The sequence below is a fragment of the Limnothrix sp. FACHB-881 genome, from assembly GCF_014698135.1.
GTDB lineage: Bacteria > Cyanobacteriota > Cyanobacteriia > CACIAM-69d > CACIAM-69d > CACIAM-69d.
The window spans coordinates 16,653-29,707 of the sequence record NZ_JACJSN010000029.1; the positions used below are offsets into that span (position 1 = coordinate 16,653).

Annotated in this window: 9 protein-coding genes and 1 riboswitch; of the genes, 3 read left to right on the forward strand and 6 right to left on the reverse strand. The window is 53.6% G+C overall.

The window, feature by feature from the left end; all coding sequences use genetic code 11:
* The first annotated feature begins 47 nt into the window (after positions 1–47).
* From H6G52_RS17895 to H6G52_RS17905, 3 genes are all read left to right on the forward strand, one after another.
* Complete coding sequence (locus H6G52_RS17895) at positions 48–449, forward strand: SH3 domain-containing protein (RefSeq protein WP_190530130.1); 402 nt, start codon at positions 48–50, stop codon at positions 447–449.
* Positions 450–591: 142 nt separating this feature from the next.
* Positions 592–885, forward strand: coding sequence for a nucleotidyltransferase family protein (locus H6G52_RS17900; protein WP_190530132.1), 294 nt, complete (start codon positions 592–594; stop codon positions 883–885).
* The gene (locus tag H6G52_RS17905) at positions 882–1,211 is read left to right on the forward strand and encodes a DUF86 domain-containing protein (protein WP_190530134.1); all 330 of its coding nucleotides are present in this window, start codon (positions 882–884) and stop codon (positions 1,209–1,211) included. Before H6G52_RS17900 ends, H6G52_RS17905 begins: the two co-directional genes overlap by 4 nt.
* Positions 1,212–1,463: 252 nt before the next feature.
* Here the strand turns inward: H6G52_RS17905 and H6G52_RS17910 are convergent, their stop codons facing one another.
* The 6 genes from H6G52_RS17910 to H6G52_RS17935 form a co-directional block, all read right to left on the reverse strand.
* A complete protein-coding gene (locus tag H6G52_RS17910; protein WP_190530136.1) occupies positions 1,464–1,931 on the reverse strand; it encodes a hypothetical protein in 468 nt (155 codons plus the stop codon).
* Positions 1,932–2,032: 101 nt separating this feature from the next.
* Positions 2,033–2,752 carry a ferritin-like domain-containing protein gene (locus H6G52_RS17915; RefSeq protein WP_190356311.1) on the reverse strand — a complete coding sequence of 240 codons (720 nt, stop codon included), beginning with the start codon at positions 2,750–2,752 and terminating at the stop codon, positions 2,033–2,035.
* A 12-nt stretch (positions 2,753–2,764) separates the two neighbouring features.
* Complete coding sequence (locus H6G52_RS17920; RefSeq protein WP_199312494.1) at positions 2,765–4,144, reverse strand: hypothetical protein; 1,380 nt, start codon at positions 4,142–4,144, stop codon at positions 2,765–2,767.
* Between the two features lie 100 nt (positions 4,145–4,244).
* Complete coding sequence (locus H6G52_RS17925; RefSeq protein WP_190530138.1) at positions 4,245–4,679, reverse strand: hypothetical protein; 435 nt, start codon at positions 4,677–4,679, stop codon at positions 4,245–4,247.
* Positions 4,663–6,912, reverse strand: coding sequence for a 5-methyltetrahydropteroyltriglutamate--homocysteine S-methyltransferase (gene metE, locus H6G52_RS17930; protein WP_190530139.1), 2,250 nt, complete (start codon positions 6,910–6,912; stop codon positions 4,663–4,665). Before metE ends, H6G52_RS17925 begins: the two co-directional genes overlap by 17 nt.
* 648 nt (positions 6,913–7,560) lie before the next feature.
* A riboswitch (cobalamin riboswitch) is annotated at positions 7,561–7,705 on the reverse strand.
* A gap of 82 nt (positions 7,706–7,787) precedes the next feature.
* Positions 7,788–12,563, reverse strand: a complete 4,776-nt coding sequence (locus H6G52_RS17935) for a CHAT domain-containing protein (protein WP_190530142.1) — start codon at positions 12,561–12,563, stop codon at positions 7,788–7,790.
* Positions 12,564–13,055 lie beyond the last annotated feature (492 nt).

Below are 13,055 nucleotides of genomic sequence, written 5' to 3' on the forward strand. Positions count from 1 at the left end.
AATTTTCTTGATTAAAAAATTGTTTTAGTGAATTGAGGCTTGCTGCAATGGATCGCTCTAGGATTTTGGCTTGGGGACTTGGCTTAGGGTGTGGTTTGGTGTTGGGAGCTGGGGTTGCGCCAACCAGCGCTTCGATCGCAACAGCTAATGGCACGGCTACCGAACAAGGGCGGTTGGGCACGACTCATTTGATGCCGATGATGTCGAAGCAAGGGAGCAAACAAACTCCCCTGTTGCGTTGTCGTGTGGTTGGTATTCGCACCGGGCAATTAGCCCTTCGCCATACGCCTGGGGGTGCGTCGCGGGCTGGTCTGAACAATGGCAACATTGTTGATGTGTACGAACAGCAGGGAATTTGGGATTACGTCCAAGTTGTTTCGGGGCCCAATCGACGGGTGACAGGTCTCTGGGGCTGGGTTAATACCAATTACCTGGCTTGTAATGATTGATGCGTCGCAATCATCCCCCTTAGCGAATCAAAGCTAGTAGGTTGGGTTTCGCAAAGCTCAACCCAACGACAGAAACTTGGGCAAAGATCACTGACGCTTGGCAAGTCGATCCATTACGATCGGAATAAAAAAATGACAGCCGATGACACTCAACGACTTGACCCCAGTGATCAGAGCGCGCATCAAAGAAATTGCGGCTCAACACGGAGCCTACAATGTCCGAATTTTTGGCTCCGTTGCCCGTGGGCAGGCTGATCACCATAGCGATCTGGATCTATTGGTGGATTACGATCTCAGTCGCATTAGTCCTTGGTTTCCGGTGGGGTTGATTCGAGATTTAGAAGACTTACTCGCCATTAGAGTTGATGTGGTGACTCCTGCCGGTTTGAAAGATCGAATTCGCCAAGAGGTTTTACAAGAAGCCTGCCCCTTATGAGAAATGACCTTGAGCGAATCAAAGATATCCAAGAGGCTATTCAAAAAATAGAAAAATATGCCCAAAGAGGTGAGAAAGAGTTTTTTGAAAATGAATTAATTCAAGGCTGGATCCTACTTCAGCTACAGATTATTGGCGAAGCGGCAAGAGCGATCAGCAGGGAAACCCATCATCAATACTCAAATATTGCCTGGCGTGATATTATTGACTTCCGAAATCTACTGGTTCATGAATACTTTAGAGTTGATCTAAGAATTGTTTGGAGAATTATTGATCAAGAGATTCCTGAATTGAAATCTCAAATTCAAGTCATTCTTGACTCATAATCCTATCAAAAATAGTAGTGCGATAATCCAATAGTCAGTAGGTTAGGTTGAGCCTTGCGAAACCTAAGGACAGAGATTCATGTAAAGATCACTGGTGACAACGGCTTCGGCGGGGTCTTCACGAAGGGTGACGAACAAGGCTCGGGACAGACGCATAAAACATCCAGGAGCAACGCACAGTTCAGAATATTGCTGTTGGGGCGATCGGGCAGGGCGATCGCCCCAGAAGCCGACAGACCGCAGCCAGTTTCACTAGAAATTCAGACCGATTCCAGATTGCCCCACCTCAGCAGCATTCGGTTGTTCAAGACGAAATTCATCTTGAATTCGGCAAACTACTTGATAACTTTTAGGAGGCGAAATGGGCAAAGCGCGTAAGTACAAAAAAGCGGCTTGAGCGCCAGATTCCAGCAACAAAACCAGATCGGTTTCGGGGTTATAGCTGTCAACGGCTTGCAAGATGTGACCATTAATATGGTGATGATTCAAAATAACCGTGTCAGGAAAGGCTAGCCAAGCATTTAAAAATGCTGCGAGCCGTGACCTCACAACATAATGGGTGCGAAATGTTTCTCCTGCAATATTGAGTTGCGGTGAATTCAAGCTACAAATAACTGCACCTCGTCCTTCCGCCAGATAATTACTCCAAGCGTTATATCCCAGAGCAATTAAATTTGTGGCAACAAAAGACTCCTGCCAATCAGAAGAAGATGTCGCCATACAAAAACTCCAATTCGTCACAACTTCAGGTCAAAAAACATGGTCAAAAAAGCTGGAAAATACGATTGTCAGTAACAGAACCCAAGCCGCTGCCTGACCGGCTATCGATAACTCGGCAGGGCATCGTTAGCAATTTCAAAAAATGCAGGCTGAATCGCGCGGCGGGTTTCTACCAAGTCAGAAGCACCTTGATAGAGCAAGCTATCTGATGCATCCAACCAACGTTGAGGCTTCCCAGAGCGTCCTGCTTCAGGAATCCGCAAGCCATCAACAAGCCAACCAACGGTATCTCTTCTGAGACGGTCTAAGGAACTGCTGTAGGTCAATCCCAGATCATGAGCTATTTGGCGATGCACAGCCGCATGGACAGACTCATCACCAGAAATATCGCCCGAGATGATTCCTAAACCCACACCACCAAACATCCGAAGCAAGGGCAAAATCACAAAGAAAACAGAATTTTCTAATACAAAGGCCTTAACCAGCGGGTGATCAGGATGATTAATCCATTGCTGGTGAATTTGCTTGGCTGTTTCTTCATCTCTATCTGTCGTTAATTGATAGATTTGAGCGGCCATGCCTAATACTTTGTCGTGCCGTTCCTCGTCCAGAATATTAGAGCGCAGACATTCAACTGCTGTTGCTGGAAGTGTCGTTTTACCCAAAGCATCGTCTAGCCATTCCGCCACTTCTAATTCAAGAATGCGCAGAGCCAAGGCCCGCCCCAAAACTTGATCTGCCCCCGGCACTGTATTCATTTTTTCGCCACAAGTGGGTGTCCAAGAGCGCTTACGAGCTAATTGTTCAGTGTAAAAGTCCATCAGAGGTCCTTTCTATTCAGCACAAGCAACACATTCGTCGGCCGCCAGATCGCAAGTGATCTGTTTCTGTTGAATGATGGTTTTATCAAGGGCAGCCTGCTGACGGACTGGTAATCGATAGTAGGTTGTCCAGAGTGCCGATCGCATCCATCGTTCTAGGAAAGCTTGATCAATCACCTGGGTATCCCAAACGTTAAAGGAGATCGAGTGAGCCTGTCCCGTCGCTTCCATACTTTGCTGCCAACAATTGGCCAATCGGAAATAGTCCTCATACCCCACTTCTGAAGCAATTTCTACTCGGGGATGATGATCATAGGTTTGAATCCCAAAAACGCCACTGTAGCGATCGACTTCACAGGCGATCGGGGGGCTAATTTCCGGTGTTGTTGTGTAGCCGTCGCGATCAACATAGCGATAAGCACAGGAAGCCGTTGGCGCAATTGTTAGACTGCGCTCCATTCCCTTTTTTCGGGCCCAAGCCGCAGCGCGATCGAACCCTTCAATCAGGCTGCCCACTAATCGATCGGCCTTGGTTTGATTTTTGGTGTAATCGATCGGCCGCAGTCGCAATTCCCAAGCTTCAACTAACTCATGATAAGTAATCCCTTCGATCGCCAAAAGCGATGCCAAGCCGATTACCCCCAACCCCACCTGTCGATCATGTTCGGGCGATCGATAAAGGCCGCTCTCACCCACGCCAGTCACAGGGTGAATTGCACAGAGCATCTTCATACCATGCTCGAAAGCATCAGGAATATCCTCAATGCAGCACATTCCCAAGTTGACATGCTGCAGCAAACAGGTTCCCCGTGACGGCAAGAAGATTTCATTGCAAACATTGCCATACAGCAAATTTCCCGCAGCGTCAGTCCGAGCTTTAGAGAGCCACAAACTGCCGGATTGCATTTGCCCCATGATGTCATTCAGGTATGGCAATTGCAGCAAATCATCATGGACAATTAGCGTGCGTTTAGCCCAAGGCAGGCGATCAATTGGAATATTAATAAAGTCCTGAGCATCGGGGTGATGACTATCCAGATGCAAATTGACCGCTCCGTTTTTAAATCGGCCGCCCCGGCGGATCGTCTCATTCAGAACACTGTAAATGCGGGCAAAAGATGTGGGGCCAGAGGCCGTGACATTCGGCGAAACCGTACCAGCGGGCCGCAGCGCTGACAAGTTGATCGCGACACCGGCCCCATAGCGGAGGGCCTGGCTCGTGAAATGCCAACTGTCTTCGATGCCATCCGGGCCATCCATTCGATCCTGCACAGCCAGAACCGTGCAGCTCACGGGCAATCGCCCCGCAGGATCATGTAGCCAATGATCCACTCGCCCTGTCACTGCCACGGTGGGATGGTCTGCCAATGCCAAAATTGACTGCTTATTCATAAATGAAAGAGGACACAATGAACTAGCTCATTCATCGAGCTGATAGGCCGAATCAATCATCAACCTTGAAATTTTTGGTGTTAATTCAGCTCCTATCGAGTTAAGAAGCCAAATTAAACTCTGACCAGCGATCGCAAACTTGGTGATAACACTCAGAAGGCGCAATTGCTAGGTTTTGCAGCCAGTCAATCTCAACCTCTTGACCGTGCTTGACCAAAATCAAAATTTCTCGATCGGGCACATAGGTTTTGATTGTGTTCAACAGGCGATCGATTGAACTAACAGGCACAAGGCAGAGGTCAAGGTATAAAGCAGCAAGGTCAAACGGAATATATTGCACAGACCTTGCTGTTACATTCTCAATCCAGCCCAAGCGAGTAGTCACCGTTTCTTTCGCCACACAAGCCACGATTCCTCGTCCATGTTTGAGGTAGCCCTGCCATGCAACATAGCCGATATACAGGAAGTTTTCCTGAATAAAAGTAGGTGACTCAACAGTCAGGTCAGGCAACCTTGAACTAGTGGGATGAATCATGAATTTCTTCCCGTAGCTTTTGCGTGGCGAGCACCATATTTTTGAGCGCAGGAAGCACTTCTTCCCACTGGCGAGTTTTTAGCCCGCAGTCAGGATTAATCCAGGTTTGCTGAACAGGCAAAAGATCAACACCAGTGCGCAACTGTTGGAGAATTTGCTCCACACTAGGAACGCTTGGGCTGTGGACATCATAGACCCCGTTCCCAACTTGATACTGATATCCAGCATCCGTAATTTCAAAGAGCGTTGCGTTGTTGCTGCGGCTATTTTCAATGGATAGAACATCAGCATCTAGACGCTCAATGTGCTCAATAATGTCTCCAAACTCGGAATAGCACATGTGCGTGTGAATCTGGGTTTCAGCCTTCGCGCCACCGGTGGCTAATCGGAACGAATCCACAGCCCAACTGAGGTACTCATTCCACCGGGCAGATTTCAAGGGCAACCCTTCCCGGAGAGCCGGTTCGTCCACTTGCACCATGGCAGCTCCGGCGGCTTCCAAATCGGCAACCTCATCGCGTAAAGCCAGCGCAATCTGCATGGCCTGTTCACGGCGCGGGAGGTCAGCTCGGGGAAATGACCAATTGATCATTGTGACCGGGCCAGTGAGCATTCCCTTCACTGGCTTGTTTGTCAACGATTGTGCAACTCGAAACTCCCGAACGGTCATGGGTTGCAAGCGGGACACATCACCATAAATGATGGGTGGGCGCACACAACGACTGCCATAACTCTGCACCCATCCATCCGTTGTGAAGGCAAAGCCCTGGAGTTGCTGTCCAAAATACTCCACCATGTCAGTCCGCTCAAATTCACCGTGGACTAGCACATCTAGCCCAACGTCCTCTTGGCGCTTGATGCACTCTGCAATCTTGGTATCGATCGCCTGGTGATAGTCTGTTTGGGAAATTTCTCCCTTTTTGTATCGGAGCCGCAGTTGTCGGATGTCTTGGGTTTGAGGAAAAGAACCGATCGTGGTGGTGGGCAAGGGGGGGAGTTTGGGTTGTCGATTCAGTCGTTGTTCATAGGGAAGGGAGCGCTGAAAATCCTCTACTTTTAGGGTTCGCAACACGTCGCGCACCACCGGATTAGGCAAGTTAAAGCGCTTGAATACCTGCCAACGCAACTCGATCGCCGCTTGCTCATGGGCAATGTCTTGTCCGTTGAGGCCCTTGGCCAGCAACACCACTTCCGTTAACTTTTGCTCCGCAAAGCTGAGGACATCGCGCAAGGGTTGGGGGAGTTGAGTTTCGCAGGTTGCATCATGGGGAACGAACTGGAGCGACGCGGAGGGCTGAACGCGCAAATTTGGCGTGATTGCCTGCAATTCCTGAAGCAGTTCCAGCAGACCCTTGGGTTCAATTGCCCAAACGCTCCGCCCGTCCACAACACCGGCCCCAAGCACTTTGTCGTGAGGAACGCCATAGGCTTTCACTAAAGACAGATTGTTGCCTCGCGTGAAATCGAGGCTAACTCCAGCTACCGGGAGCTGCATCACCCAGCTATAGGCATCCCCCAGATCATCAAAGTAGGTCACCAGTTGCATCGGCAGCCCCGCAGTTGCTAGCTGATGGTAGGTATGTTTAATGGCAGTTTCTAAATCGCCGGCATGACTGGTCACCAAGGCTGGCTCATGGAATTGCACCTCGGTGATTCCCAGAGATTTCAACTGCCCCAGCAGGTCAAGGTAGAGAGGCAACAACCGATCCAAATCCGAGTAGAGATCGTTGGAGCGCCGACTGAGGGTGAGCAGCGTGACCGGACTGAGGATCACGGGAGTCGCCCGATCGCGGAGAATGAGCTGTGCTCGCTTGACCGTTGCCAGAAAATCATCGAAATTGGCCGCGGGAGCAAGATCAGACTCAATTTCGGGCACGAGATAGTGATAGTTGGTATCAAACCATTTCGTCATTTCGAGGGCAGGAATCCCGTCTTTGCCCCTGGCCATAGCAAAGTACTGATCAATGCCTGTGAACTGCCGAAACCGAGCGGGAATTAACCCCAGACGCACCGACCAATCTAGAACGTGGTCGTAAAGAGTTTGGTCTCCGACGGCAATTCGATCGACCCCAGCCTTTAACTGGGTTGTCCAAGCGTGGGTTTCCACGGCTTCTACGACCGATCGCAAGGCGCTGATCTCACACTTGCCATGCCAAAAAGACTCTAGGGCCTTTTTGACTTCACGATTTTTACCCATGCGGGCATAGCCCAAGGTGGCGGTTTGAATAACCATGGGAATCGAGGCTCCTGAAATTTTGTGAAATGTTGAGTGACGATGACACCGCCATTGAGGGGTGCTCGATTGAACAGAGCACCTGCCGATCGGCTAGGCAAGTCCGCGCGATGTCAAGGAATGAATGTTGAAACCAAGTCCTGGGCGACAAACAGACCTAATCCAGCCAAGATGCAGCGAGTGTGGGCATTACTCTGAGGTTGCCTAAGTCTCGCTTTGGGGGCTAGGTTCGCAAGATTGGCGGTTGTGCCCCTGTGCTGGAGTTTGTCACTGGTGAGAGCGACGAAGGTTGAGTTTGTCGGTCTTTTTAGTCCCGCTGACACCAAGTCCCGCTGATTTTGACGGGGCGATCAGGTTTCTCATAATCTGGAGAAATCCCCAATTGCAGCCACCGATCGGGCAACCTGATAGTCAGTCCCCGGTCATCGTGGTTGGCCCTTGCCATTGGGTAGAAACTGGATCGCCCTAGCGGTCAGCTCTTTGAGGGAATTAGGATCCACGCCCGCCTGGACTTAGAAGTTTGCCGGACAGGCAGGCACGGTCAAGGTGCTGAGCTGAAATGTTGCGCCGTAAGAGTTTGACGACCCAATTTTCTGGGGGTCGTCCGCAAAATGCTGTAGGTTCATCTGTACCTCGCAGATGTGTGGTGCTTTGTGGGATTGAATCGGCGGGCATTCTGACTCGGAGAAACGCTTCTCCTTCACAGCTGCGGGACAGTGCCGGATTTACACCGAACTTTCCCCGTTACCTCTAGCGGCTGCTCCCCGCTAGAACCGACTCGGTGCAGTATAGCATCGTTTCCCCAACTTTCAGCGCTGGTGAGATGGGAATTCATCAATGCTCACCTTCTGGGCAGGAGTCTATTGGAGACTGAACTATCGGGTGTCGCCAATCAGGGTGAAGGCGGCCCAGTCGATCGGGTCGGGATATTCCTGAATGGTTCTTAGGGTGGCTTGGCGCAGGGCCGCCGCCTTGTCCATTCCTTGCCCCAGGAATTGATAGAACTGGGTCATCAGGAAGGCGGTGGGTGCGTCGGGCACGGCCCATTGGGTAACGATCGCGCTGGGGGTTCCGGCCGCCAGGAGCGATCGGGATAGGCCCACAATCCCATCACCGGAAATTGCCCCCTGGCCAGTGTTGCAGGCGCTGAGAACGACTAACTGCGCCTTCAAGTCCAGGTTCAGCAGTTCTCGGGCGGTCAGCCAACCATCATCCCCTGGGCTGTTGCTGGGGGCCAGGGCGATCGCGCTGTCTAGGCCATGTTTCGCATCCAAAATTCCATGGGTGGCCAAGTGGATCAGGCTGGCTTGCTCCATTTGCCCGAGGACGGCGGCTTTGGTGGCTTGGGATCCCAACAGGGGCCGAGCGTTCAACATGTGGGCGATCGATTGGGCTTCGATTTCCGCATTGGGCAGCGGGGCCAATTGCGATCGGGTGTTGGTTCGGCTGCTGGGTAGGCGCGGCATGGTTGGATTACCCACGATCAAGGGGCGATCGGTCAGGGCTGTTCCTCCCTGGCGCAGGCGCTGGGCCTGGCGTTGGGTGCGATCGAGCACTTGAATTGAAGGAGCCATGGCCAAACTGTGGCGCTCGATGAGATATCGGCCTTGATCATCTTGCAGGGCAGAAAAGGGCACCAGGAACAGATCCTGCTGGGGCATCACAATCAATCGATCGCCCGGTTGGGTGGGTAACCATTCGGCGATCGGCTCAATCAACAGGCGATGGAGCTGGCGCAAACCGGGGGTGATCGATCGCCGGTTGCCGTTCGCCGTGGCCTGGGCCGATCGGCTGGCGGTGCGTGTTCCCAAAAACAACCGCAACAGGGGAATTTGATCGCGTAGGGTTTGGCTGTTGGGCAAGGGCACTTGGCGGAAATGCACCTGTCCCGAAGGTTGCACCACCCAAATATTGATGGCTAAGTCGAGGAGTTGGCGTTGGCCCTCGTGGTCTCGGGTATCCCGCTCGATCGCGTAGGAAATCAGCGTGGCGGACTGCTCGCGGGCGACCCGCTGGATTTGCCCTAGGTCGATCGAGTCCGTCAATTCCGATGGATTGGGAGCTGGGGCCGATCGTGCGGCGGATCGATCGCCCCATTGGCTTTCTTCCGCCAACAGTTTCAAGAGGGCTTGGGCCCGACCCCGTTCATTGGCCAGCAGGGCTTGTTCCGGTTTTTGGGCCGCAATCAACACCGTTTGCAAGGTGCTGTAGGTGGTTTCTTGGGTTTCAAAAATCGCCAGCCGGGCCCCATCGCTGGTCAGGTTCTCGCGCACCTGTTCCCAAGAGGCGATCGCCCGTTGCAGATAATCCGTGGCCGCGTCAAAGTCTTGGAGTCGATAGTATGTATCTCCCAGGTTAGACAGGGCCCGCGCCGTACCGTGGCGATCGCCCAAGGCCTGCGACAGGGCCAGGGCCTTTTGTTGAACCGTGGCCGCAGTTCCATAGTCCCCTTGGGCATAGTAGGCCAAGCCCAAATTATCGAGGGTGCGGGCGATCGCCGGTTGATCGTTCGCCTGTTCCGCCAGGGCCAAACTGGCCTGATGGGCTTTCACGGCCGCCTCGTAGCGCGTGGCTTGGTAATCCAGCAGGCCAATTTGGGTGAGGGCGCGGGCTTGGTTGCTCAGATCCTGATGCTGCTGGGCGATCGCCAGGGACTGTGCAAAATAGGCGCGGGCTTGCTCCAGGTTTTGTTGATTGGTCGCCATCAGGCCCAAGTTATTCAGGATATTGCTCTCCAACGTGGGCGCAGGGTTCGATCGCAACAGGGACAAGGCCTGCTCATAATGGGCGATCGCCTCTGGATATTGACCCAAAGCCCCATAACTGCTGCCCAGGTCGCTTTCCGCGATCGCGGCCAACAGGGGCTGATCCGTTGCCAAATCACGACTTTCACGATGGGCCAAAATCGCATCGCCATATTCACCCGCTTGGTAGTGGGCCCGACCCAACCGCTGCAAGGCCACCACGATCGCCTTGCGATCGCCACTGTTGCGGGCCCGCTCAAGGTCTTTGCGTTGGCAATCTAACCAAACGGTGTTGTCGCAAAGGGCTGCTTGCAGGGTTTCGGCCCGCAAGGCTTGCAAATTCAACACTTGCCCTGGATCGGTTACTGGGCCGTTGGCAGGGATTCCCGAGGGATTTGTGCTCTCCAAACCGGGAGATCGAGACCCCAGTAAAGCCGTTTGGTTAATCGCCTGGTTGGCTTGGGAATTCACCACGCCGGCCGAATGCGCCAGGTTCGAGCCACCCTCTCCAATTGCACCACTGTTAGGTAAGGGGTTACTACTCACCGGTAGACCCGTTGCCAAGGTTCCCACCATCGAGTTGTTGGCCGCATCCGTTACCCCCGAGGGCGGAACCAAAGGCGCTGCATTGGGGGACTGGCCAGAAGAAGGCGCGATCGACAAATTCGTGGATGTGGGAACTGCACCGGTCACAGGGGCCGCATTGCCAGCAACGCCGTTCACTGATGCCGGGTTCGCCGCAAAGGCAGCGGAGGCCAAATTAGCCCGCTGCACGATCGAATCGGAACTAATGGCCGCGCTTAGGTTATTGCCAATCAGGTTCGTATTCCCAGCATTGGCAGTTCCCGCCACTGGGCTACTCCCCCCCGCACTCACCGGTTGTTCAGTGGTGTTGGCCAAGGTGGACTGCACTAACCCATCCACATTGGCAGCCCAAGGGGCCGAAATGGGTGCCTTGCCAGTAGAGAAATGGATTCCTTGATTGGTTGGTGTCAATAAGCCACCAAAGTTTGCTCCGTCAAGGTTGATGTTGACCGTAGCCACCGTGAATGAAGGGCCAGTGTTCCCGGTATTAGCGGTGTTGGAATTGTTGTTCACCACGATCGGCTTCACAGGCAAGAAAGCAGATCGATCGTCCTCATCCTCTGAATTGGTGGAATTGGTTGTGGTTGAGTCCACAGGGGCGATCGGGATCAAGCTAAAGGAAGTGTTCAGGCCGCTAACGGTGGTGTTGGTGGTGCTGGAATTGGAGCCAGTTTGCATGGGAGCCACCGGAATCAGCGACACTGAACTGCTCAGGGTTGGATTGGTACTGGGGGGATCGTTAGTTGTGCCGGGAATCAGGGTAATGGATCCGGGGTTGATCGTGCCCGTTGTCCCTGTGCTCGTGCCCGTTGTTCCCGTGCCCGTGGGGTTCAAAGGAACGACAGGGCGTAGGGTTGTGGAGCCAGTGCTGGTGCTGCTGCTGGAACTGGTGCTGCTGGGTGAGGGCGTAGTGGGTCTGGTGGTGGTGGTAGCAACCACGGGCGAGGAAATGAAGGGAGCGCGGTTGCTGCGGGCGGGTGTGGAGCCGAAGGCGAGGGTGGTTTGACCATCGCGATCGCTAAAGATCGGTTCAAAGACCGTGCGAAACAGCACCCGATCGCCCGTTGGTTGCGTCACAAACAGTTGACCACCCGTGCGCAGGGGCAAATTCCCGGCGATCGCCCCTGAACTCACTAAAAAAAGATTGTGATCACTGGTGATGCCGCTGTCGGGGTGGTGCAAGCCGTATAGATCCACCTGCCGATCGCCCCAGAGGGTCAACTGTCCCCCGGCGCTCAACCGCAAAGGATTCGTGGGATTGTCCCGCCCGATCGCCGCTTGTCCCGCCAGTAAATGTAAATCGCCCGTGGTGCTGAGCTGACTAGACAGCAGCAGCAAGTTATGGGCCGCCGACAGGGTGGCCGTTCCGGCCGTGGCTGACTGCACCGCCACATCACCCGCCGTCAAGGGGCCCTCAGAATGGCCGATCGAAACCGTGCCATCGGGCCGCACCGTCAAGGCATTGGCCGTGACCGGTTGCCCCGCCAGCAGTTCCGGAATGGTTCGCGGGGCGATCGGGCCCAACGCCAAATCCGCACCGGGCCGCCCCCCGATCGGCAAATCCAACGCCAGCACCGACCCTTCCGGCGTGAACCGCACAAAGCGATCGCCCGGAACCGCCGCCACCATCAGCCGCCCCCCCGGAGCCGACAGGGTTCCCACGCTCAACACCGTGCCCCCCACCAAACTCAAGCTTTGGCCCGTTGGCACAGCCAGCCCCGCCCGGTTCAAAATTCCCGCCGGTTGCGACAGGGCAAACGCCAACCCCGTTGGGTCACCCAACAAATTCGCGTATTGATTGGCTCCTGTCGCTTGGAACCAAAATTCCCCAGACTCACCAAAGCTCACACCCGTGGCCGTGGTGGCCGTGAAGGAAGCGGGCACATTCAGCCGAGCATTGGGCCCAAACACCAAACCCGCCGGATTCACCAAAAACAGATTGGGGTTACCACCGCTGACCTGAATGAGTCCATCAATTCGCGATGGATCGCCCCCCACCACACGCCCCAGAATGTTGCGCAAGTCCGGCGTGGCCTGGAAATTCGCAATTTCCTGGGTGTTGAGATTAAACCGTTCAAAGCTGTGGAACAGGTTGGCTCCATCGCTCGATCGACTGCCGCCGCTGATATCTAGGCGATCGCCCTGGGGAGTCACCACCGTGCCCGTGCCGTCGGCCGCCGGGGCGATCGACTGGGCCCAAACCGCCCCCGAGTCAGCACCCAGGCTCCCGATCGTCAAAAAACCCGCAATTCCCGCAATTAAACATCCCCCAACGCCCGCCCCCACGAAGGAGCAGCCACCTAAGTTCCGCAAGACATGCATGGCAAGGACAACAAGCAGTGAGTAGGAGTCAGATCCAGCGAGATCAAGACGCAAGCAAAATCAAGATGCCATCAAATCGCTGAAGTTTCTGGAGAGCTGCTCAACAAGCAACATACCCATTTTTCGCAAGAATTTGATCCCAGACGCTCCCTGGCCAGTCTAGAACATTCGTTTATGAAATTTAGAAACGATGCAGGCTGTTCAAGATCCGGTTCTGAATCCATTCAAAAACTGATGAAACCGTCAATTAAATTACTGACCAAGTTCTATTATTGATTTTTCTCATTACAGACAAAAACGCCGAATTTTTCATTCGCAATTCTTTAACGCAATGAATATCAGAACCAATGAATACAGCCCTTACCTCGATTAGTAGCCCGTAGATACTGTGTTCCCCGGATAGACGCAAGGGGCTGAGAGTGAAGAAAGGTAAAGCTTAAGAGCCAGGAGCTGTGGCGACCGCTAGTTGGCTGGGGTCAAACGGTCTGCCAT